The organism is Mycobacterium sp. SMC-13, assembly GCF_045311035.1.
Taxonomy (GTDB): Bacteria; Actinomycetota; Actinomycetes; order Mycobacteriales; family Mycobacteriaceae; genus Mycobacterium.
In genome coordinates, this window is sequence record NZ_JBJIAI010000011.1 from 17,204 (window position 1) to 40,336 (window position 23,133).

At 67.0% G+C, this 23,133-nt stretch carries 18 protein-coding genes; 7 read left to right on the top strand and 11 right to left on the bottom strand.

What is annotated here, in order from left to right:
* Positions 1-36 precede the first annotated feature (36 nt).
* The gene (locus ACJH6I_RS17315; RefSeq protein WP_061001608.1) at positions 37-474 is read left to right on the top strand and encodes a VOC family protein; all 438 of its coding nucleotides are present in this window, start codon (positions 37-39) and stop codon (positions 472-474) included.
* On the opposite strand, the gene ACJH6I_RS17320 is transcribed toward ACJH6I_RS17315, so the two are convergent.
* The 7 genes from ACJH6I_RS17320 to ACJH6I_RS17350 form a co-directional block, all read right to left on the bottom strand.
* The gene (locus ACJH6I_RS17320) at positions 461-3,028 is read right to left on the bottom strand and encodes an NAD-glutamate dehydrogenase domain-containing protein (RefSeq protein WP_293021219.1); all 2,568 of its coding nucleotides are present in this window, start codon (positions 3,026-3,028) and stop codon (positions 461-463) included. The genes ACJH6I_RS17315 and ACJH6I_RS17320 overlap by 14 nt on opposite strands.
* Before the next feature lie 72 nt (positions 3,029-3,100).
* On the bottom strand, positions 3,101-4,555 hold the full coding sequence (locus ACJH6I_RS17325; protein WP_293021221.1) for an NAD-dependent succinate-semialdehyde dehydrogenase: 1,455 nt from the start codon (positions 4,553-4,555) through the stop codon (positions 3,101-3,103).
* Positions 4,552-5,892 carry a 4-aminobutyrate--2-oxoglutarate transaminase gene (gene gabT, locus ACJH6I_RS17330; protein WP_293021223.1) on the bottom strand — a complete coding sequence of 447 codons (1,341 nt, stop codon included), beginning with the start codon at positions 5,890-5,892 and terminating at the stop codon, positions 4,552-4,554. The genes ACJH6I_RS17325 and gabT overlap by 4 nt, the downstream gene beginning before the upstream one ends.
* A 392-nt stretch (positions 5,893-6,284) precedes the next feature.
* Positions 6,285-7,826: an APC family permease gene (locus ACJH6I_RS17335; RefSeq protein ID WP_318985922.1), complete on the bottom strand. Its 1,542-nt coding sequence runs from the start codon at positions 7,824-7,826 to the stop codon at positions 6,285-6,287.
* On the bottom strand, positions 7,819-8,670 hold the full coding sequence (locus ACJH6I_RS17340) for a universal stress protein (protein ID WP_318985923.1): 852 nt from the start codon (positions 8,668-8,670) through the stop codon (positions 7,819-7,821). The genes ACJH6I_RS17335 and ACJH6I_RS17340 overlap by 8 nt, the downstream gene beginning before the upstream one ends.
* A 3-nt stretch (positions 8,671-8,673) precedes the next feature.
* Entirely contained in the window at positions 8,674-10,617 is a 1,944-nt protein-coding gene (locus ACJH6I_RS17345) for a primary-amine oxidase (RefSeq protein WP_318985924.1), read from the bottom strand.
* 59 nt (positions 10,618-10,676) lie between these two features.
* The gene (locus ACJH6I_RS17350; protein WP_318985925.1) at positions 10,677-12,107 is read right to left on the bottom strand and encodes an aminobutyraldehyde dehydrogenase; all 1,431 of its coding nucleotides are present in this window, start codon (positions 12,105-12,107) and stop codon (positions 10,677-10,679) included.
* Positions 12,108-12,251: 144 nt separating this feature from the next.
* On the opposite strand from ACJH6I_RS17350, the gene ACJH6I_RS17355 reads away from it, so the two are divergent.
* A complete protein-coding gene (locus tag ACJH6I_RS17355) occupies positions 12,252-13,787 on the top strand; it encodes a PucR family transcriptional regulator (protein WP_212814859.1) in 1,536 nt (511 codons plus the stop codon).
* Here ACJH6I_RS17355 and ACJH6I_RS17360 read toward each other — a convergent pair whose 3' ends face one another.
* Together ACJH6I_RS17360 and ACJH6I_RS17365 are read right to left on the bottom strand one after the other, a co-directional pair.
* The gene (locus ACJH6I_RS17360; protein WP_318985926.1) at positions 13,788-16,634 is read right to left on the bottom strand and encodes an RND family transporter; all 2,847 of its coding nucleotides are present in this window, start codon (positions 16,632-16,634) and stop codon (positions 13,788-13,790) included. It abuts the gene before it with no gap.
* Positions 16,631-17,062 carry an MmpS family transport accessory protein gene (locus ACJH6I_RS17365; RefSeq protein ID WP_318985927.1) on the bottom strand — a complete coding sequence of 144 codons (432 nt, stop codon included), beginning with the start codon at positions 17,060-17,062 and terminating at the stop codon, positions 16,631-16,633. The genes ACJH6I_RS17360 and ACJH6I_RS17365 overlap by 4 nt, the downstream gene beginning before the upstream one ends.
* Positions 17,063-17,505: 443 nt before the next feature.
* Here ACJH6I_RS17365 and ACJH6I_RS17370 point away from each other — a divergent pair, with 443 nt between their 5' ends.
* Both ACJH6I_RS17370 and ACJH6I_RS17375 read left to right on the top strand, forming a co-directional pair.
* Positions 17,506-18,687 (top strand): FAD/NAD(P)-binding oxidoreductase, encoded by a 1,182-nt coding sequence (locus ACJH6I_RS17370; protein ID WP_318985928.1) that lies wholly within the window; start codon positions 17,506-17,508, stop codon positions 18,685-18,687.
* A gap of 55 nt (positions 18,688-18,742) precedes the next feature.
* Positions 18,743-19,012: a metal-sensitive transcriptional regulator gene (locus ACJH6I_RS17375; RefSeq protein ID WP_212811975.1), complete on the top strand. Its 270-nt coding sequence runs from the start codon at positions 18,743-18,745 to the stop codon at positions 19,010-19,012.
* 6 nt (positions 19,013-19,018) lie between these two features.
* Here the strand turns inward: ACJH6I_RS17375 and ACJH6I_RS17380 are convergent, their stop codons facing one another.
* A complete protein-coding gene (locus ACJH6I_RS17380) occupies positions 19,019-19,711 on the bottom strand; it encodes a cupin domain-containing protein (RefSeq protein ID WP_406784356.1) in 693 nt (230 codons plus the stop codon).
* A 174-nt stretch (positions 19,712-19,885) separates the two neighbouring features.
* Between ACJH6I_RS17380 and ACJH6I_RS17385 the strand changes: the two genes are divergently transcribed.
* Entirely contained in the window at positions 19,886-20,092 is a 207-nt protein-coding gene (locus ACJH6I_RS17385; protein ID WP_406784334.1) for a hypothetical protein, read from the top strand.
* A 70-nt stretch (positions 20,093-20,162) separates the two neighbouring features.
* Here ACJH6I_RS17385 and ACJH6I_RS17390 read toward each other — a convergent pair whose 3' ends face one another.
* Positions 20,163-20,999 (bottom strand): alpha/beta hydrolase, encoded by an 837-nt coding sequence (locus ACJH6I_RS17390; RefSeq protein ID WP_406784335.1) that lies wholly within the window; start codon positions 20,997-20,999, stop codon positions 20,163-20,165.
* A gap of 111 nt (positions 21,000-21,110) precedes the next feature.
* Here ACJH6I_RS17390 and ACJH6I_RS17395 point away from each other — a divergent pair, with 111 nt between their 5' ends.
* Together ACJH6I_RS17395 and pafA are read left to right on the top strand one after the other, a co-directional pair.
* Positions 21,111-21,677, top strand: a complete 567-nt coding sequence (locus ACJH6I_RS17395; RefSeq protein ID WP_406784336.1) for a TetR/AcrR family transcriptional regulator — start codon at positions 21,111-21,113, stop codon at positions 21,675-21,677.
* Between the two features lie 53 nt (positions 21,678-21,730).
* Complete coding sequence (pafA, locus tag ACJH6I_RS17400; protein WP_212811970.1) at positions 21,731-23,089, top strand: Pup--protein ligase; 1,359 nt, start codon at positions 21,731-21,733, stop codon at positions 23,087-23,089.
* The last annotated feature ends 44 nt before the right edge of the window (positions 23,090-23,133 follow it).

Here is a 23,133-nt window from a genome sequence, read left to right on the forward strand (position 1 = left end):
CGGTGAGGCTCGGTCCGACTCGGTACCATCGTCCGCATGGCCATCAAACTCGAGAACGTCGGCATCGCCGTGCGCGATCTCGACGCGACCATCGCGTTCTTTACCGACCTGGGGCTGACGGTGGTCGGCCGTGCCACGGTCAGCGGCGAATGGACCGAAACCGCGGTGGGTCTCGACGGTAACCACGCCAACATCGCGATGCTCGAGACGCCGGGCGGTCACGGCCGCATCGAGCTCTTCGAGTACATCCATCCCGAGGCCATCGAGTCGGAGCCCATTCTGCCCAACGTCATCGGCATGCACCGCGTCGCGTTCTCGGTCGACGACATCGACGCTGCCCTCGAGATCGCCGCGCGGCACGGCTGCCATCCGCTGCGCGGCGTGGCGACCTACGAAGACATCTACAAGCTCACGTATGTCCGTGGGCCCAGCGGCATCATCGTGATGCTCGCCGAGGAGCTCAAGAAGAGCTGACCGCCATCAACCGGCTGACCGCGGCGCTCACCCGGTCGCGGTTGCCCGCGCCGTTGCGCACCACCCACGACGTCAGGTGCTCAAGCAGTTCCCGGATCTCCAGCAGCGCCTGGATGCGCCCGCTCTCATCGGTCTTACCGGTCAGCACCTCGGACCACAGGTTGTCGAGATCGAGGATGTCGCGCACCGTCGCGTATGCCATCGCCACGTCGGCCGTACTCACCGATAGTCGCTCCTGCATGCGGTAGATGGTGCCGGGACCGACGCGGTTGATCAGCTCACCGGCGACCGAGGTCGCGACGATCTCGCGCCGCAGCGGGTGGTTCGCGATCTCTGCCCGGACGTGCTCGGCGATGCCGGCCGGGAAGTACTGCACCAGGCGGCCGACGAACATCTCGTGATCCGGCACGTCGGAGGCCAACAGCTCCTGCGACACCAGATTCTTGGATTGTGCCAGTAGCACGGCGATTTCGGGACGGGTGAGCCCGAGTCCGACGAGACGGCGGCGATCCAGTTCCTGCTTCGACGGCAGTCCCTCGACATCGGGGTCGACGCCGGCCACGTCCTGTAGGTTGCCGATGAGCCGGACGTGCCGCTCCAACAGTGAGCCGGCCTCGGCGGCAGCCATGCTGATCGCGAGGATCTGGTCGGCGTTGTCGGCCAGGACCCGTGCGGCGACGTCGTCGGTGGCACCGGCGAGCAGCGCATTGCGTCGGGCGGTGGCGATGGTGCCGGAGTCCAGTGCGATCTTGAGGTTGACCTCGAGGTCGGAGGTGGCGACCCCGGCGGCGTTGTCGATGAAGTCGGCGTTGACCCGGCCGCCGCGAAGCGCGAACGCGATCCGGGCCTGTTGCGTCAGCCCGAGGTTGCCGCCCTCGCCGATCACCTTGCAGCGCAACTGCGATGCGGTGACCCGTACACGGTCGTTCGCCTTGTCCTGGGCGTCGGCGTCGGTCTCGTCATCGGCGCGAACATACGTGCCGACGCCGCCGTTCCACAGCAGATCGACCGGTGCCCGCAGCACCGCGCTGATCAGCTCGTCGGGCGTGCATTCGGCGGCTGTGATGCCCAGGCGGGCCCGGACCTGATCCGACAGCGGAATCGACTTGGCGGTGCGTGACCACACGCCGCCGCCCGACGAGATCAGCGCCGGGTCGTAGTCCTGCCAGCTGGATCGGGGGAGCCGGAAGAGGCGGTCGCGCTCGGCGTACGAGGTCTCCGTATCCGGATTCGGATCCAGGAAGATGTGCCGGTGGTCGAACGCGGCGACCAGTTTGATGTTGCGGGACAACAGCATTCCGTTGCCGAACACATCACCCGACATGTCGCCGATGCCGGCCACGGTGAACGGTTCGACGTCGATGTCATGGCCGGCCTCGGCGAAGTGCCGCCGCACCGACAACCACGCACCGCGGGCGGTGATGCCCATGGCCTTGTGGTCGTACCCGGCCGACCCGCCCGAGGCGAAGGCGTCGCCCAGCCAGAAGTCGTATTCGGCGGCAATGGAATTGGCCAGGTCCGAGAACGTGGCGGTGCCCTTGTCGGCGGCCACGACGAGGTAGGCGTCGTCGCCGTCGGGGCACACGGTGCAGTCGGGATGGCGGACGGTGCCGTCGACGATGTTGTCGGTGACGTCGAGCAGGCCGCGGATGAAGGTGCGGTAGCCGTCCGCGGGATCGACAGTGGCAGAACGCAAGACGAAGGCGCCCTTGGCGCCGGTCGGCACGATCGGGGCGTTCTTCACGGCCTGCGTCTTCATCAGGCCCATGACCTCGGTACGGAAGTCCTCGGCCCGGTTGGACCAGCGCAGGCCGCCGCGGGCGATCGCGCCGCTGCGCAGATGCACACCCTCGACGGTGTCGGAGTGCACGAAGATTTCGCGGTAGGGCACAACAGGTCCGGTGATCGACAGGCGCGCCGAGTCGATCTTGAACGACACGTAGTCCTTGGGTAGGCCGTCGGCGCCGACCTGGAACCAGTTGGTGCGCAGTGTCGCCGCCACGAAGGCGTGCAGTGCCCGCCGGATCCGGTCGTCGTCCAGCGAGGTGGCGGCATCCACGAGACCGGCGACCTCTCGATCCGCCTGCTCGACGTCAGCGGTGGCGTCCGGGTTGAACCGGGCGTCGAACAGCGCCAGCAATGCGTTCACGAAACCGGTTGCGGCGACCAGGGATTCGATGATGTAGTCCTCGGAGAATCCCAGGCCCGTCTGCCGGAGGAACCGGCACGCCGCGCGGATCAGCACCGCGCGGCGCCAGTCGATGCCGGCCGCGACGATGAGCATCGCGTACCGGTCGACGCTCCAGCGCCCCGCGATGGCGGCCTCACAGGCCTGCGCGACCAGGTCACGTGTCGCCTCGGACAGCGAGAGATCGCCGAACTCGTAGCAGTGCCCGGCATCGTCGGAGTGGTGGTACGAGGCGACGCGCAGGCCGAAGGACTCGAACATCGCGCAGACGTCGGCCAGGAACGGCGGATGCCCGGGCCACTGGATTTGGGCGTGGTTGTTCAGCCCGTCGGCGTCGAAAGACACCCGGGCAGCGGAATTCTGCATGGGAGGACTACTCCGGTCTATTTAATTGGATGTCTGTGTGTGGAGGGAGAGGGGAAAGTTGTTGCGGCGCAACTACTGAAGGGCGATGTACTTGGTCTCGAGGTACTCCTCGATGCCCTCGCTGCCGGCTTCACGGCCGATGCCGGATTCCTTGATACCGCCGAACGGCGCGGCCACGTCGGAGATGACGCCGCGGTTGACGCCCACCATGCCGGCCTCGACTGCCTCGGCGACCCGCAGTGCCCGGTCCAGGCCCTGCGTGTAGACGTACGCGGCCAGGCCGTATTCGGTGTCGTTGGCGGCATCGATGCCGGCCTGTTCGCCGTCGAATCCGATGATCGCGGCGACCGGTCCGAAAATCTCCTCGCGCAGGAGGCGGGCGTCGGTCGACACGTCGGCGAGCACCGTCGGCGGATAGAAGAAGCCTTCGCCTTCAACGGGTTTGCCGCCGGTGGCCACCGTCGCGCCCTTGTTGACGGCGTCCTGCACCAGCTCGTCGACCGTCGCCCGCTGCTTGGCGGTGATCAGCGGACCGACCTGGCTGCCCGCCTGGTCGCCCGGGCCGGTGGCCAGTGCCGCCATGCGGGCGGCGAGCTTCTCGGTGAACTCGGCACGGACCGCGTTGTCGACGTGGATGCGGTTGGCGGCGGTACATGCCTCACCCATGTTGCGCATCTTGGCGGCCATGGCACCGTCGATCGCGGCGTCCAGGTCGGCGTCGTCGAACACCACGAACGGGGCGTTGCCGCCGAGTTCCATCGAGGTGCGCAGCACCCGGTCTGCGGACTGTGCCAACAGCTTTCGTCCGACACCGGTCGAGCCGGTGAACGTCAGCTTGCGCAGCCGCGGGTCCGTCAGCAGCGGGCCGGTCAGACCGGCGGCATCGGTGGTCGGCAGGATCGACAGCACGCCGGCGGGCAGGCCGGCGTCGGCGAACACCTGGCCCAGCAGCAGCATGGTCAGCGGGGTCTCGGCCGCGGGCTTGACGATCATGGTGCAACCGGCAGCCAGCGCCGGGCCGATCTTGCGGGTACCCATGGCCAGCGGGAAGTTCCACGGTGTGATGGCGAGGGTCGGGCCGACGGGCTGCTTGGTGACCAGGATGCGGCCGGTGCCGGTGGGCGACTGCGTGTAGCGGCCGTTGATCCGCACCGCTTCTTCGGCGAACCAGCGCAGGAACTCGCAGCCGTAGTTGACCTCACCCTGGCTCTCGGCCAGGGGCTTGCCCATCTCGAGGGTCATGGTCAGGGCGAAGTCGTCGCGACGCTCCATGACCAGTTCCCAAGCGCGGCGCAGGATTTCGGCGCGTTCCCGGGCCGGGGTGGCGGCCCACGATGCCTGCGCGGCGACCGCGTCGTCGAGGGCGCGGGCACCGTCGGCGGGCGAGGCGTCGGCGACCTCGATGAGCACGGCGTCCGTAGCCGGGTCGTGCACGGCGAACCGCGCTCCAGTGGAAGCGGGGACCTGCAGGCCGCCGAGCCACAGCTCGGTGGGCATGGACTCCAGCAGCGTGGTGCGGTCGATCATCGGGCTGCCGCCATTTCGCGCACGATGTCTACCAGGACGGCGATGCCCTCGTCGAGCAGCTCGTCGCTGATGACCAGCGGCGGGAGCAGGCGGATGATGTTTCCGTACGAGCCGCAGGTCAGAAGGATGACGCCGCGCTTGAAGGCCTCTGCCGCAATGGCTTTCGTGAGAACCGGATCCGGCTCATTGGTACCCGGTTTGACGATCTCGATGGCCAGCATGGCGCCGCGGCCACGGACGTCACCGATCACTCCGGTGTCGGTCAGGGCCTGCAGCTTGGGCACGACCGCGGTTTCGATGGCGCGGGCGCGGGCAGGCAGGTCCATCTCGGCCATGGCGTCGAGCGTGGCGAGCGCCGCGGCACAGGCGACAGGGTTACCGCCGTACGTGCCACCCAGGCCACCGGGGTGCACGGCGTCCAGCAGGTCGGCGCGGCCGGTGATGGCGGCCAGCGGCATGCCGCCGGCGATGCCCTTGGCCATGGTGATGATGTCGGGGACGATGCCCTCGTGGTCGGAGGCGAACCAGGATCCGGTGCGGGCGAAGCCCGTCTGCACCTCGTCGGCGATGAACACGACGCCGTTGGCCTTGCACCAATCGACAATGGTGGCAAGGAATCCCGGCGCGGGCACGATGAAGCCGCCCTCACCCTGGATGGGCTCGATGATGACCGCGGCGAGCGACGCGGCGCCGATCTGGGTCTCGATGCGGCTGATGGCGGCCTTGGCGGCGGCCTCGCCGGTCAGGCCATCGCGGTACGGGTACGACGCGGGCATGCGGTAGATCTCGGGCGCGAACGGACCGAACTGCGTCTTGTAGGGCATGGCCTTGGCGGTCAGGGCCATGGTCATGTTGGTGCGGCCGTGGTAGGCGTGGTCGAAGGCGACGACGGCCTGCCGGCCGGTGGCCAGCCGCGCGACCTTGACCGCGTTCTCGACGGCTTCGGAGCCCGAGTTGAAGAATGCGGTGCGCTTCTCGTGATCGCCGGGGGTCATGGCGTTGAGCCGCTCGGCGAGCTCCACGTAGCCCTCGTACGGGGTGATCATGAAACAGGTGTGCGTGAAGCGGGCGGCCTGCTGGGCCACTGCCGCGGCGACACCGGGGTGCGATGCGCCGACGCTGGTGACGGCGATGCCCGAACCCAGGTCGATCAGCGAATTGCCGTCGATGTCGACGATGACGCCGCCGTCGGCGTCCGCGGCGTAGACCGGTGCCGACGAGCTGACGCCACCCGCCACCGCGGCCTGGCGGCGCGCCGACATCTCGGCCGATCGCGGACCGGGCAGCGCGGTGACGATGTTGCGCTTCTGCGCCAGTCGATAGGTGATGTCGGTCATCGGTTGCTCCTGGTGATCGAACGGCTTGTGTACTGCTGATTCTCTGCGGTTGTGGCGCGGATAACTATGTCCACATTGTCGATTCCGAGAGCGATAGCCGCGCCATTTTGTCGAGCGTTCGGGAGTGTGGCGTTGTGCGGGTACTGCGACCTGCGGAAGTAGCCCGGCGCGCCGGGTGCGGGCATTGATCCTGTGCTCAGGCACTTGGTTACTCGGCCTTTGTGCGCCCAGGTTTCAGGGTGAACGCGGGAATGCTTGGCCTGGGCGTTGATCCTGCGCCTACGCACACGGCTACTCGGCTTTTTGCGCCCACGATGCAGAGTCAACGGCCCCACGCACGAAACGCGCCCCGCCACACCGAAGCGTGACGGGGCGCGTCAGATCGAGCCGCCTCAGGGCAGCGGGGGCGTGTCCATCGTCAGCGTCTCACCACGGAAGAATGCCGGCTGGGACGCGCGCATCACGAGCATCAGCACCGCGCCGAAGATCAGGATGCCGAAGCCCAGATAGAACACGAGGCCGATGCCGCCGATCTCCGCGCCGCTGCCGCTGGCCGTCGGATCCATGCTGACGAGCACCGATTTGACGAACACGGACAGCAGCATGATGCCACCGAGCAGAGGGAACACCAGCTTGTAGATGACGTTGTGCGCGTTGAGGAACAGTTCCTTGCGGAAGAACCAGACACAGGCGAACGCCGTGATGCCGTAGTACCAGCAGATCATGATGCCAAGGGCGGCAATGGTATCCAGCAGCGTGCGCTCGGACAGCAGCGTCACGATGGTGTAGAACGCGGCGGTCACCACGCCGGCGACGACGGTGCTGTACACCGGCGACAGGGTGCGCGGGCTGACGCTGGCGAACCGCTTGGGGAAGGCCCCGTAGGTTCCCATGGCCAGCATGGTGCGGGCGGCCGGCAGTACGGTGGTCTGCAGGCTGGCGATCGACGAGGCGAACACCGCCAGCAGGAGCAGCGGCCCGCCCCATTCGCCGAGGACCGGATAGGCCAGCGCGCCGAAGACGTTGGCCGCGTTGTCCTTGTTGCCCAGTCCGAGGCCGGTGTCGCCGATCCCGGCATACATCATCACGGCGACCGCGACCAGGAGGTACGTCAGCAAAATCGACAGGACGCAGAGCAATCCGGCACGACCGGGCACCTTGGTGGGGTCCTTGCATTCCTCACCGAGGGTCAGACAGGTGTCCCAGCCCCAGAACGCGAAGATGGAGCCGATGAGCCCGATCACGAAGGCGCTCATGGTGAGTCCGGTGAAGGGGTCGAACCAATCGATGTCGAAGCTCAGGTGTCCTTCGGCCCCGCCGGACCGCACGATCGCGACGATCGAGAACGTGATGAGCACGATCATCTGGAAGCCGACCAGCACGTACTGCACCTTCTCGCTGGTCGTGATGCCGCGACACGAGATGTAGGTGGCGATGGCCAGCAGCGCGACGGTCGAGCCGATGTTGACCCAGACGTTGTCGGCGGAGAGCGTGGCGAGACTCTCGTTGTGGAGCACCTTGCCCAGGAACTCGTAGCCGAACTGGACGCCGATCGACGCGAGATTGGACAGCACGATGATGGTGGCGATCACCATGCCCCACCCGCACATCCAGCCGACGTACGGGCCGAAAGCCTTGGTGGACCACGTGAATGACGCGCCGCAGTCGGGTGCTCGCGAGTTCAGTTCGCGGTACGCGTAGGCGGTCAGGAACATGGGGATGAAGCCGGCGATCAGGATGGCCGGCATCTTCAGCCCGACCGCCGCGACGATCAGGCCGATACTGGCGGTGAGCGTGTAGCCCGGTGCCACGGTCGAGATACCGAGGATGGCCCCGGTGAAGGTGCCGATTCTGCCTGCGGCGAGGCCCTTGGCGACGAGGCCTTCTTCCCGCTCTACGCGAGCGAGGTCGGAATCGGCCAGTTGTTCAGTCATTATCAGCCCCTTCAGCTTTCGGAACCACGATCATGGGGACCTGCAGGACGCGCAGCATTTTGGCCGCGGTCGATCCCAGGAAGAGCCGGCGGGGCTGTGCGAGCCGGCTGGACCCGACCATGATCACGTCGCCGTCATGCCAGCCGAGCTTGTTGACGGCGTCCTCGACGCCGGCGCCGGTGGCTACGCGCGAGCTGACCGGAATACCTTCCGGCAGAAATGCTTTCGCTTGGTCGAGGGCCTTCTGTGCGTGCTGCTGTGCCAGCTCCAGATCGTCGGCGTCGTCGACGGCGACCAGCGACACCAGACGCAGCGGCGTCCCGGTGTCACGGCAGAGCCGCAGCGCGCTGTCCAGGAGCGCCTTGGCGCCCGGCCGGGTGCCGACGGCGCACGTGACCTCCCGAATCCGGTCATTGTGCTTCAGACGGGCGCCGCGCGGCGCGATGACCACGGGAATCGGCGACGCGTGGACCAGGTCGTTGACCACCGAGCCGAGGGACAACGAGCCGGCGATACCGCCGCCCGCGCCGCCGACCACGAGGGCCTCGGCCCCGGCGGCTTCTGCCGCGACGATCAGGCCCGCGGTGCTGGACTCGTCGAAGCTCAGGTGGGTCGTCACCTTGAGGTCGCTGGGGACCCCGGCCGCGGCTGCGGCGAGCCAACTTTCGGCTTCGCGCTGCAGTATGCCGCCGGGCGTGGTGGCCAGCGCCGACCGGTCGCTGGGCAGCACCATGCACAGGTCGATCTCGGCGCCGAGGGTGCGGGCGATCTGCTCGCCGACGGCGACGGCGTCGTCACCGCCGGGCGTCGCGAGATACGCGACGGCGATTCGCGGAGTGGTCACGGCTCAGCCTTCTTCACAGTTGGAGGACATGTGGCAGGCCTTCGGCGGCGTCGGTGCGACGTCGATCGACGGGTTGCGATCGAAGAAGCCGACGGGCTTGAGCCAGAAGTTGACGGTGTCGACCGGCATGATCGGCCAGTCTTCCGGCCGGGTGATGTGGTGGATGCCGAACACGTACCACAGCACCACGTCGGTGTTCTCGATCGAGCGGTTCGCCTCGGTCCACATCGGCAGGCCGGTGTCTTCCTTGCTCTGTGTGACGAATTCACCTGCGGGCCAACGCTCTTCGGGGGAGTTGGGGGTGACCCACACGGTGTGCTCGATGGCGCGGCAGCGTGCCAGAACCGGGGAGTTCGGATCGAACATGGCGGGGAAGGCGCCGCCGGGCACAAGCTTGTACGCCGGTGGGGTTCCGATGCCGTTGCGGACGTTGTCGTTGACGACCTTCCATGCCCGCTGGGTCTGGAAGTTCATGTCCTGCTTGCCCTCGGCCTCGGTGCGCAGCGGGGTGTTGCGCTGCCGCAGCGACAGTCCGTAGGGATTGTCCGGTCCCATCGGTTCGATCTCGGTCTCGCTGGCGTACACCGTGTTCTCGGTGCCGTCGATGTCGAGGTCGAGCCGGGCGACGAGGAAGTGCTGGTGGTACGGCGCATAGGTGCGGTTGTCGACCAGCGTGCCGTGCGGGTGGGCCTGGCCCTCCGGGAAGTTGCTCACCACCATGATTCCCGTTGCGCGGACCTCACATTCGATGTTGCCGTCCTGGTAGAACCGCCAGTAGGTGAGGTACTCGTAGTTGGCGACGGTGACGTGGAACGACACCGTGAGCCGGCGCATGCGGCGCACCTCGGCGCCGTGGTGGTGGTCGACGTGCTTCCACAGCACGGCGTTGTCTTCTTCGTGGATGCAGATGGCGTTCTTGATGGTGTAAGGCTCGCCCTTGCTGTTGTGCAGCACGGCGTCCAGGTACCGGATCTCGCCGAGACAGTCACAGCCCAGCTCCAACGAGGTGGTCATGAAGCCGATGCCCCACTCGCCGATGTCGAAAGCCGTTCGGCGGTAATGGTCGGTGCAGTGGTCGCGGTAGGGGACCATCATCTCGGCGAACGACATCCGGTTGGCCACCGACCGCACGTTGCCGTTGTCGTTGTAGCTCACCGCGTGCAGCGTCATGCCCTCGCGGTAGTTGAACCCGACGCGCAGCGACCAGTTCTGCCACTTCAGCAGATTGCCCTCGAGGGTGAACGAAACGCCTTCGGGCTGAGTGATGTTCAGCGGCTGCAGCGGCTCCCGGGTGCCCACATTGCGGATGCGCTCGGGAATGTGCTGCGGCACATACTCACCCATCATGTCCGGCCGATCGACGGTGAAGGTGTCCTCGATCTCCAGCAGTTCCATGGTGTTCATGTCGATGACACAGTGGAATCCGTTGACAGGGCCGGCGTAGGGGTTCGCGCCGTCAGCGGCCCGTACCCAGGTGTCGGTCCAGCCCAGGCGGCGGTCCTTGTACTGCTCCGGCATCACGACGTCGCCGTAGGTCCAGGTGTCCATGAACACCAGGTCCATGTCGGTGATGCCGCGCTTCGCCAGGGCCGCAATGACATCCGGGTGCTTGCGCAGCACCTCGTCGGCCTCTTCCCACTCGTCGACGGTGAAGTTCGGCTGCACGCCCGGGATGTGGTCCCACGACTGCACCGATTCGTCGGTCAGCGACACCACGCTCTTGTAGGTGCGGTTGTTCGCGGTGTCGAGCAGCGTCGCCAGCGCACGCCGGTCCGGCTTGGCGCCGGTGGCGTCGAATGCGGCCACCTCGGCCTTGGCGGGTTCGATCATCTCGACGGAGGTGTACCGCCAGCCGTCCCCGACGCCGTGTGCCGCCGCGAGAATCTCGGCGACCTTGGTGAATTCGGCTGCGGTCAGTGGGTCGAGGGGGTGGAAGGTGTCGGGCATCGGTGCAACTCCTGTCGGCACGGGTCGAGTCGGTGGGGTGAAAAGGGGGAGAAGACGGATCAGTCGTGGGCGCTCATGACGTGCTTGATCCGGGTGTAGTCCTCGACGCCGTAGATCGACAGGTCCTTGCCGTAGCCGGAGTACTTGAAGCCGCCGTGGGGCATCTCGGCCACGAGCGGGATGTGGCAGTTGATCCACACGGCACCGAAATCAAGTGCGCGGCTGAACTTTTCCGCAGTCGCGTGGTCCTTGGTCCACACGCTCGAAGCCAGGGCGTAGCGCACGTCGTTCGCGTAGTCGATGGCCTCCTCGTCGGTGCTGAACGACTGCACGGTGAGGATGGGGCCGAACGTCTCGTCCTGGACGATGGGGTCGTCCTGGCGCACGCCGGTGATCACGGTCGGTTCGAAATAGAAGCCCTTGTCGCCCAGCTGCTTTCCGCCGGTGACGATGGTGGCGTGGTCCGGCAGTGCGGCGATCTTCTGGCTGACCGCCGTGAAGTGGTTGACGTTGTTCAGCGGCCCGTAGAACGCGTCGGCGTCATCGGGCAGGCCCGGGCGCAGCGTCTGCGCGGCCTCGACCAGGGCGTCGACGAACTGGTCGTGGATGGACTCGTGGACGATCGCGCGGGTGGCCGCGGTGCAGTCCTGCCCGGCGTTGAAGAAGGCGGCCTGGGCGATTCCCGTGGCGGCCTTCTTGATGTCGACGTCACCGAACACCACCGCGGGCGCCTTGCCACCGAGTTCGAGGTGGCTGCGCTTGAGCTGCTGGGCGGCTGCCGAGGCCACGGCGATGCCGGCGCGGACCGAGCCCGTGATGGAGACCAGTCCGATGGCCGGATGGTCGACCAACTCGGCGCCCGTCGCACCGGTGCCCAGGACGACGTTGAACACGCCGTCGGGCAGGATGCCCTTGCTGATGCGGGCCAGCACCAAGGTGCTCTCCGGGGTGGTGTCGCTGGGCTTGAGGACGACGGTGTTGCCGGTGGCCAGGGCCGGACAGATCTTCCAGATCGCCATCATGAACGGGTAGTTCCACGGCGTCACCTGACCCACGACGCCGATCGGCTCGCGCCGCACGTAGGAGGTGAAGCCCTCCAGGTACTCGCCGGCGGACAGCCCTTCGACCATGCGTGCGGCGCCCGCGAAGAATCGCACCTGGTCGGCACTGACGGCGACTTCCTCGGCGGCGATCATCGACTTGAGTTGGCCCGTGTTGCGGCACTGTGCCTCGACGATCTCGTCACTGTGCGCCTCGATCGCGTCGGCGAGCTTGAGCAGTGCCTGCTGACGCACGCTGGGTGTGGTGCGGCCCCAGGTGACGAAGGCCCGCTCGGCGGCGGCCACTGCGGCGTCTACGTCGGCGCGGTTCGATACCGGAGCCTGCCCGACCACCGAGCCGTCGACGGGGCTGATCAGGTCGATGGTCTCCGACGATGACGAGTCGACGAACTGGCCGTCGATGTAGTTCTGCAGTAGGCCGTCGGGCATCTCGTACCGCCGCTCTCTCTCGTGAAGTTCAGAAGTGTCTGGCGGCCTTAGTGTGCGCCAGGACACACCCCTCAGCATCGGACAATCCGGGGATTTTCGGCGGAGTTTTTCGACATTCTGTACATTCAGGCGGTGACTGTTCCGGTGCGATGGGTGCTGGACCAAGCTGATCTGCGGATCCGGCTGCGTGGCGGCGCCGTCGGCGTCGGTGGCGAGATCAGTCTGGTCCTGACCACCGAGTTGGCCGACCCGGCCAAATGGCTGTCCGGGGGTGAGCTGGTACTGACCACCGGGATCAGTCTGCCGCCGGCGTCCGCCGACCGGCGGGACTACCTCCGCCGCCTCCACGAAAGTGGCGTCGCCGGTGTGGGATTCGGTATCGGGCTGACCTTCGACGAGGTGCCGGAAGAACTGGTGTCCGCCGCGGAGGAGTTGGGGCTGCCGCTGCTGGAGATTCCGCTGCGGACGCCGTTCGCGGCCGTCGTGCAGCGGGTCAGCTCGCGTATCGCGGCACTGCAGTACGACGCGGTGCTGCGGGCGTCCCGCGCACAGCCGCGAATCACCCGGGCTGTCGTCAGTGGTGGCCCGCAAGAGGTTGCCGCCGAACTGGGGCGAGCGCTGCGCGCCAGCGTGGTGGTGCTGGATCCGTCCGGCACGGTGATCGCTTCCCACCCGCGCAATCTCAACGTCACCACGGTCAACCTGGTGCGTGATGCCATCGAGCCCGGGGCCGCGTCGGCCGTCGCGGTGCTGGCCGAAGGTGTCACCGTCGCGCAGCAGTCCATCCGCGTCGGCGGCCGTTCACACGGGGTGCTCGGCGTGGTCAGTGAAACGGCATTGAGTCCGGTCGATCAGGTGCTGTTGGGCCACGCAAACTCGTTGCTCGCCTTGGATTTCGAGAAACCGGTGCGCTTGAAGGAGGCGCAGCAGCGGCTCAACGAGCAGGCGCTCGGCCTCATCCTCACCGGTGAGGCCAACCTGGAACCGGCCTGGGCGCAACTGTCGCAGGCCGCCGATCACCGGGGCCGGATCAGGGTGCTGGTCGCGCAGGCGGACTCGGACACGAACGCCGACGCCGACACCGCCAACCTGCTCAAGAAGGTGAGCGCGGCGATCCATGAGCAGTTGGACCAGGCGGGTCAACCCGCATTCGTGCACGGCGCCGACACGTGGCTCGCGGTGCTGTTGCCGGGAGCGGAGGCCGAGGAGATCGCCGCTGCCCTGGTGTCCCGGATCGATGCGTCGTTGCGCCGGACCATCCGCCTGGGGCTCAGCGGAATTCAGCCGCTGGCCAAGCTCGCCGAGGCCGTCGACAACGCCCGGTTGGCGGCCTCCGTCGCCGAATGCGGCCGGCCTCCGCTCGAATTCTCGGCGCTGGCCGGCAGCGCGCTGCTGGCATTCGGGGAGAGTCGCGACGTGCTGGTTGCCCTCGGCGCGGCGGTACTGACTCCGGTCCTCGACCACGACGCCGAGTTCGGTTCGGGATTGCTCACCTCGCTGCGCGCATTCCTGGAAGCCAACGGCCACTGGGAATCCGCGGCCGCGGCCGTCGGCGTGCATCGGCACACCATGCGCAAGCGCATCGAGACCGCCGAGGCGCTGCTCGGCGTCGACCTCGCGATCGCCCGGGTCCGCGCCGAACTGCTGCTGGCGATCCTGGCGCGGACGCCGGGCGACTGATCAGCCCACCGGCGCAGGGGAGTGCTGCTCGGTTGCCGCCGCCGTGCGGCGGGGCCGCAGCGGCCACCAGAACCACCGGCCGAGGAGCGCCGCGACGGACGGCGTCATCAATGACCGAACGATCAAGGTGTCGAACAACAATCCGAGTCCGATGGTCGTGCCGGCCTGACCGATGGAGCTCAGATCGCTGGCGGCCATCGACATCATGGTGAAGGCGAACACCAGGCCGGCTGTGGTCACGACACTGCCGGTCTCGCCCATCGAGCGGATGATGCCGGTTTTCAGTCCGGCGCCGATTTCCTCCTGGAACCGGGAGACCAGCAGCAGGTTGTAGTCGGAGCCGACCGCCAGCAGGATGATCAGGCCGAAAACCGGTGCGATCCAGTTCAACTCGAGGCCCAACAGGTTCTGCCACACCAGCACCGAGAGTCCGAACGCCGCACCGAGGGACAGCAGGACGGTGCCGACGATGACCAGCGATGCGACCAGCGCCCGCGTGATGAGCAGCATGACGACGAAGATCAGGGTCAGCGCGGCGGTGCCGACGATCAGCAGGTCGTACTGCGAGCCCGACTGGATGTCTCGATAGATCGCGGCGGTGCCGGCGAGGTAGAACTTGGCACCGGTGAGGGCCGATCCCTTCACCGATTGATGCGCGGTCTCGAGCGTCGGCAGGACCGCGGCGATGCCGTCCGGGGTGGCCGGATCTTCGGCGTGCGTGATGATGAAGCGCGCGGCCTTGCCGTCGGGGGACAGGAACAGCTTGAGGCCGCGCTGAAAGTCCGCATTGGCAAAGGCTTCCGGTGGCAGGTAGAAGTAGTCGCCGCTGCGGGAGGCGTCGAAGGCCTGGCCCATGGCGCCGGCGGTGTCGGTCATCGCGGATATCTGGGTGATCAGCCCGGAGAAACTGCTGTGCAATGTGAGCAGCGTGCCGCGCATGGACTCCACCGTCGCGATCATGGGCGGGAACTGGGCCCTCATCTGTGGCAACAGCGCGACCGTGCTGTCCATGTCGGTGCCCAGTGCGGCCATGTCCGAACTGAACGTGTCGACGTTGTCGATGGCGTCGAAGACCGATCTGGTCGCCGCGCAGACCGGAATGTCGCTGCAGTGCTGCTCCCAGTAGAAGTAGTTGCGCAGCGGCCGGGCGAAGTCATCGAAGTCCGCCAGATGGTCGCGCAGTTCGCCCATGGTGGTGTGCATTTCGTGCACATCCGTCGCCAGGTGCCCCGTGGCGCCACCCATCTGGTCCACCAACGCCTGCAGGCGCTTCATCGGTCCGATCAGGCCACCGAGGTCGTCACTCATCTTCAGGATGTCGCCCATCCGGTCTTTCATGATCTGGAGGTTCTGCTGGATCGGGATGGACTGGGCGCTGACCTGGAAGGGGATGGAGGTGTGTTCGGTCGGCCCGCCGAACGGGCGAGTGATGCTCTGCACCATCGCGATTCCGGGCAACTTGAAGATGTCCTTGGCCAGCTTGTCCAGGATGATCATGTCGGCGCTGTTGCGCATGTCGTGATCCGTCTCGACCATCAGGATGTCGGGATTCATCGTGGCAGCGCTGAAGTGGCGCTCGGCGGCGTCGTATCCGACGTTCGACGGCAGGTCGCGAGGGATGTAGAAGCGGTCGTCGAAGCTCAGTTTCATGCTGGGCATGAACATGATTCCGACGAGGGCGACCAGTAGGGACGCGACGAAGATCGGCGCCGGCCAGCGGACGGTGGCGGTGCCGATGCGTCGCCAGCCCGTGGTCTTGGTCATCCGTTTCGGTTCGAGCAGGCCGCGGCGCGTGGCGACGGCCACCACGGCCGGCGCCGCGGTCAACGCGCCCGCAACGACCACGACGAGCCCCAGGGCGGAGGGGATGCCCAGCGCCTTGAAGTACGACAGCCGTGCCAGGTGCAGGCAGAGCGTCGCGCCGGCGATGGTCAGGCCGGAACCCAGGATGATGTGGGCGGTGCCGCGAAACATGGTGTAGTAGGCGGCTTCCGGGGTCTGTCCGGCTTGGCGGGCCTCGTGGTAGCGGCCCACCAGGAATATGGCGTAGTCGGTTCCCGCGGCGATGGCCAGCGAGGACAGCATGGCGACCACGAATGTCGAGAAGCTCAGCAGACCGTGGTCGCCGAGCAGCGCGACCAGGCCCCTTGCGGTGCCCATCTCGAAACCGACCATCACCAGCACGAGCGCGACAGTGCTCGCGGAGCGGTAGGCCACGGCCAGCATGATGATGATCACGACGCCTGTGACGCCCATCATCGTGAGCATGCTCTTGTCGGCGGCCTCGTTCATGTCGGTGGTCAGTGGTGCCGGCCCCGTCACGTAGACCTTCAGCCCCGGGGGCGGCGTCTGCCGCTCGACGATCTCCCGCACGCGGTCGACCGATTCATTACCCAGCGTGCTGCCCTGGTCGCCGGCGAGATTCAGCTGGACGTACGCCGCCTTGCCGTCGCGGCTCTGCACGCCCGCGGAGGTCAGCGGGTCGCCCCAGACGTCCTGCACGTGTTGTACGTGCGCGGAATCGGCCCGCAGCGCCCGCACCAGGCTGTCGTAGAAGCGGTGGGCCTCGTCGCCGAGTTTCTCGTCGCTTTCGAGGATGACCATCGCGATGCTGTCGGAATCCGACTCGCGGTACGTCGCACCGATCTTCTTGGCGGCGATCAACGCCGGGGCGTCCTGCGGCGACATCGTCACCGCGTGTTCGCGGGCCACCGACTCGATCTGTGGCACAAGGACATTCAGGGCGACGGTGAGCAGCAGCCAGCCGATGACGATGGGCCAGGCGAACCGCCGGATGAATCGCATGTACGCCGGGCGGGTGTCGTGGTCACGGTTGTTGCTGCTCATGCGTTCTTGACCAGACACGAGGTCTGGGCATCACGCCCGAGGGCGGACTGCTCCTGGCGGGCCTCGCCATCCACGGTGATACGACATCCGAGCCGGTTGCCGTCGCCCTGCGCGACGATGCTCGCGATCGTCGCCGGTGCGGTCGTGGTGATCTCGACGGTCCACGGCAGGGCGGCGAAACTTGCCTGCACCGGCTGGGCGTTGTCATCGAGGTAGTTGACGCTGCCCGCGGTGCCGGTGGGGCCGAAAACCTCATAGACCACATGCTTGACATGCGTCGGCTCGAGTGGCTCGGCAGTGCGGCCGGTGGCGGTGAAGATCGGTTCGGAGCCGAACGCGCCGCGCAGTTGCGTGACTGCCGTCGCGCCCAGCGCGACGGCGACCACGGTCACCGCAGGCACCCAGATTCTCGCCAGGACAGGTGGCATCGTTGTCTCCCTTCGCCGCGCACGACGACGCAGGCTGTAGCCCGTAGCCGCGCGCAATATGCGATACCCCTAGGGGTACTGAATCAAGCCGAACGTACCATACCCCCTAGGGTATGAATGTTAGTGTGAGATCTCCGACAAGTTCGTTGTCACATACCCCAGGGGGCATGCTATGAAGGAAGGGTACGGGCCGCGGCGGAGAGTCCGATCGGATCGAATCGCCAAGGAGCACAACATGGCTCACCGGCTCGATCGCTCGCGCGACCACTGGAGGGAGTGAATCATGTGCCAGGCCAAGCGTTGTTCGCAATGCGGCAAGACCACCTGGTCGGGCTGTGGGATGCACGTCGACGCCGTCAAGGCCACGGTACCCGCCGGCCAGTGGTGCGACGGGCACCCCAAATCCGATCGACCGTCCCGCATGAAGTTCTGGAGGTAGGAACGTGAAAGACACGAAGCTCGTCATCCTCGGCGCCGGTATCGGCGGTCTGTCGGTCATCAAGGAACTCGCCGAATCCGGAGTGGCCCTTGACGATCTCGACCTGACCATCGTCGACGAGGACTTCTCGCACTTCCTCGGCTTCACCCTGCCCTGGGTACTGCGCGGTTGGCGCGAGGAGGGCAGCGTGCCCATCGAGCCCACGGTCTCCGCCCTGCGCGGCGTCAACACCGTCACCGGCACTGTTGCCGACATCGATCATTCGGCTCGCGTCGTGACGCTGGCCGACGGCGACGAGATCGGGTTCGACGCATTGATCATCGCCACCGGTGCCCGCAACGTCATCGACAAGGTGCCGGGGCTGCGTGATGCCGTCGATGCCGGGTCCGCTGTGCACTACTACAGCGCCGAGGCTGCCGCGGCCGCGCACGCCGCGTTGCGGCAGTTCTCCGGTGGCAGGCTCGTCTTCCTGGTCACCTCGTTGCCGTACCGCTGTCCGGTCGCCCCCTACGAGGGTGCGCTGCTGGCCGCGGACCTGTTGCGGGACAACGGTCACCGGGAGGCCACCGACATCGCGGTGTACACCCCGGAAAAGCAGCCCATGCCCTCGGCAGGGCCGTACGCCGGGCTGGAACTGGTGGAGATGCTGGGCGCCAACGACATCGGCTTCCATGGCGAGCATGCCGTCGAGCACATCGACGCCGAGCACAAGGTGATCCACTTCGCCGACGGCACCGCCACCGAGTTCGATCTCCTGGTGTTCGTCCCGCCTCACGAGCCGGCCGTGACGATCGACGGCGCGGGTTGGATCACCGTCGACGCCGAGATGGCCACCGGGTACCCGGGCATCTTCGCCATCGGTGACGCGGCCGCCGTGACCGCCGAGTCGGGGCGACCGCTGCCCAAGGCGGCGATCTTCGCGAAGAACGGGGCGAGGGCGGCGGCCCGTAACGCGCTGCGCTACCTCGGGCGGGTCGGCGACGGTGCGGCGATGTCGGGCGAGGGCTACTGCTACATCGACGTCGGCGGCCATGTCTCGGCGCAGGGCAAGGGCAACTTCTTTGCGACGCCGCACCCGACGATCCATCTGACCGAGCCGTCCGAACTGCTCCACCGCGACAAGCAGACCGAAGAGAACGAGTGGCGGGCGCTGTGGGAGCGCGCTGCCGTCCCGGCCGGCCGCTGATACCCTGAGGGGTATAGCGGGCTCGGACCGTGAACCAAGGAAAGGCAGGTGCGACATGGTCGGCGATGAAGAGGCCATGGCCGCCGTTCTGGCCCGGTTGCGCCGCGCGCAGGGACAGCTGGCCGGTGTCATCTCGATGATCGAGCAGGGCCGCGAATGCAAGGACATCGTCACGCAGCTCGCGGCGGTGTCGAAGGCGCTCGACCGGGCGGGATTCAAGATCGTCGCCACGGGCCTCCGCGAGTGCCTGGCCGGCAACGCCGCGGAGGGCCGTGATCCGATGACCGAGGCCGAGTTGGAGAAGCTGTTCCTGTCGCTGGCGTGAGGCGGCTCAGTGGGCCGGCCGCTTGATGATGGTGAGCGACTGGTCGATCTTCTTGAACTTGGTGAAAGTGTCTGCGGGAACGCCGAACACGGCGCCGAGAACATCGGGCGGCAGCTTGCTGATGGACGCGCCGATGCCGATGTCGTCTTCGCCCTCCTGGGTGCTGGCGTTGAACACGATCAGCAGGCTCAGATTCTGGGTGCCCTTGTTCTCGAAGTAGTGCAGTGAGCCCTGCGGCGCGAACACCACGTCGCCGACGTTGGCCTCGAACTGCTCGGAGTGCCCCATCGGATCGAGCAGGGTCCAGGTCGCCACGCCGCTGGTGATGACATTGATCTCCCAGGCGCTGGGGTGCCAGTGCGGTTCCCGGATGCCGCCGGGCTCCAGGGTGACCATCACCACGCTGGCTTCCTGTCCGGTCAATATCGGCCAATTGCCTTCGTAGGCTTGGCGCAGCGTGCCGCCCTCGAACTGGGTGGGCGCCAGGGCGCCGAGGTGGAACATGTGCGGCTGTGCCGTGTTCAGCTCGGCCGGAATGCGCGGGTTGCCGAACCGGGCGGCGTCGTCGGTCATGGTGTTTTCCTGAGTTTCCTTGCGGGGTAAAGGGGATGAGAACGCGCGGTCGGCGCCGGCGCCGGCGATCGCCGCAACCCCGACCGCGCCCGCACCGCCGAGCATCGTCCGTCGATTGATCATCATGTGGACAGATTCACCGGCGTCCGGGCCGTTGTCGTCAGCGCTGGCACCCAACCGCGTCTTCCTGCTGGCTGCAATACCGAATTGATGCCTGCGGTAGCGACTTTTGCCTGGTCAGAGCCGACGATTGAGGCAGTCCGAAAGCGGACGAGCCCTTCGACAGAAAGCGCACCGATCATGAAGAACCCGATCAAGTTCATCGCTCCCGCAGTGGCCGCGGCCGGTATTGCCGGTGCCCTCCTGCTGGCGCCGATCGCCAGCGCCGACACCGATCCGCTGATCCCCAACGGAACCGACCCGCACTCGTCGTACGTGTTGGGCGAGCACTTCTCCAACCATGACGAGGCCAACCAGAGCGCCGGCTACCTGGATACGTCGTTCTGATCCCCGCCGAACCGGCACGGCTCCGTCCGCCACCCACCTCGGGTGGCGGACGGAGCCGTTTCTGGATGTGTCAGAAGCGCCGGACGAAATCCAGTGCGGTGGCGGCGACGTCGCGCCACCCGCTGTCGATGACGAGGGAGTGGCCGCGTCCCGGGATTTCGACGATCTCGGTGACGTTCGGGTTCTTCTGCTGCCGCTTGTAGGACGCGTTGGCGATGGCCCACGGCACGGTGTGGTCCTTCTCGCCCGAGATGATCAGCAGCGGACCACGTTCCGGATTCCGGGTGTCGACCTTGGCCTCGGTGCCCGGGTGGAAGTTGGCGGTGGCGGCCTGGAACAGCGGCAGGCCCGAGCCGGCGACCGAGTAGTTCTCGTACAGCTTGGCCGACTCCTCTTCGGACACGGCATTGCCGAACCCGAACCGGAACTGCTCGGGCGTCAGCGCGACTGCGCGGCCACGGTTGAGCGGGTTGCCGAGGACGGGGAACGCCGAGCGCAGGGCCGCGATCGGCAGCGGCAGCACACCGCGGAACGGCGCGGGATCGATCGCGACCGCGACCTTGGCCAGGCCGAGGCCCGCCAGCTTCTGGGTGATCAATCCGCCGAACGAGTGGCCGATGACGATCGGCTTGCGGTCGAGTGCGCCGATGACGTCGACGTAGTGCTGCGTGATGTCACCGATGCTCTTGCGGGCGAACACCGACGGATCGCGACGGGCGTCCTCCACTGTCGCCGGATCGTCGGGCCAACCGGGGGCGACGGTCACGAAACCCTGTTCCTCGAACAACGTCCGCCAGCTGTCCCAGCTGTTCGGCAGCAGCCACAGGCCGTGTACGAACACGACGGGCTGCCGTCCGGTGCGGTTGGCGCGGTCGATGTCGGCCTGTTCGGTCCGGGTGATGGTCATGGCGTCTCCTTAACGTAGAAAGAACGGTCGTTCTGCCTGTATAACCGCCGACGCCCGGCATGTGTTCCCTGAATCAGAAAGAACGTTCTGGCTCGCGAGTACGCTGGGGTCATGGACAGTGCCGAAGCGACTCTGCGACCACGCGAGCGGCTGCTCCGGGTCGCGGCGGAGCTGTTCTATCGCGAAGGAATCCACGCCGTCGGCGTCGACCGGATACTCGCCGAGGCGGGCGTCACGCGCGCCACCATGTACCGCCACTTCAAGGGCAAGGAAGGGCTCGTCGAGGCGTACCTCGGGCTCGAGGACGAGACCATCCGCGGCTACTTCCGCGACGCCGCAGCCACCGCCGGCCCGGATGCCGACATGCTCGAGTTGGTGATCGACGGCATCGCCGAAGACATCGCGAGGTACCACACCCGCGGTTGTCCGTTCATCAACGCGGCCGCCGAGTACCCCGCGCCGGACAGTCCGGTGCGGCAACTCATCGCCCGGCACCGCAACTGGTTTCGTGGTGCGCTGCAGGACGCGGCCGGCGCTCGCGACGACGCCGAGCAGGTCGCGGCATCGCTCGTGCTGCTGCGGGACGCCGCGCTCGTCGGCGGATACCTCGACGGAATCGACTCGACCCAGACCGCCTTCGTCCGGGCCGCCCGGCAGGCCGCGGGTATCTCTCGCTGATGCGCGGCCTGTTGCCCACCTAATACCCATGCCCAACCCGTAAGCTCGATTGTGTGCAGCGACGGATCATGGGAATCGAGACCGAGTTTGGCGTGACCTGCACTTTTCATGGTCACCGCCGGCTCAGCCCTGACGAGGTAGCGCGGTATCTGTTCCGGCGAGTGGTGTCGTGGGGCCGCAGTTCCAACGTCTTCTTGCGAAACGGTGCACGCCTGTACCTCGATGTGGGCAGCCACCCCGAGTACGCGACCGCCGAATGCGACAACCTCGCGCAGCTGGTCACCCACGATCGCGCGGGTGAGCGCGTGCTCGAAGATCTGCTGGTCGACGCCGAGCAGCGGCTCGCCGACGAGGGCATCGGCGGCGACATCTACCTGTTCAAGAACAACACCGACTCGGCGGGCAACTCCTACGGCTGCCACGAGAACTACCTGATCGTGCGGGCCGGGGAGTTCTCCCGGATTTCGGACGTGCTGTTGCCGTTCCTGGTCACCCGCCAGCTGATCTGCGGCGCGGGCAAGGTGCTGCAGACGCCGAAGGCCGCGACGTTCTGTCTGAGCCAGCGCGCCGAGCACATCTGGGAGGGTGTCTCCAGCGCGACCACCAGGTCACGGCCCATCATCAACACCCGCGACGAGCCGCACGCCGACGCCGAGAAGTACCGCCGGTTGCACGTCATCGTCGGCGACTCCAACATGTGCGAGTCCACCACCATGCTCAAGGTGGGCAGCGCCTCGCTGGTGCTGGAGATGATCGAGGCGGGCGTGCCGTTCCGGGACTTCTCGCTGGACAACCCGATCCGGGCCATCCGTGAGGTCAGCCATGACCTGACCGGCCGGCGCGCCGTGCGGCTGGCGGGCGGGCGGCAGGCCTCGGCGCTGGACATCCAGCGCGAATACCATTCGCGCGCCGTCGATTACCTGCAGACCCGCGAGCCCAACGTGCAGCTCGAGCAGGTCGTCGACCTGTGGGGCCGCCAGCTCGACGCCGTCGAGAGCCAGGACTTCGCCAAGGTCGACACCGAGATCGACTGGGTGATCAAGCGGAAGTTGTTCCAGCGCTACCAGGATCGCTACAGCATGGAGCTGTCCGACCCCAAGATCGCGCAGCTGGACCTGGCCTACCACGACATCAAGCGCGGACGCGGCGTGTTCGATCTGTTGCAGCGCAAGGGCCTGGCCGCCCGCGTCACCACCGACGAGGAGATCGACGCGGCGGTCAACACCCCGCCGCAAACCACCCGGGCCAAGCTGCGCGGCGAATTCATCACCGCCGCACAGGAAGCCGGGCGCGACTTCACCGTCGACTGGGTGCACCTGAAGCTCAACGACCAGGCGCAACGCACGGTGCTCTGCAAGGACCCGTTCCGGTCGGTCGACGAGCGGGTGAACCGGCTGATCGCCAGCATGTGACGGGCGCGTCCGTCACCGCGGGCGCGCCGGTAACCGGGTGGCGC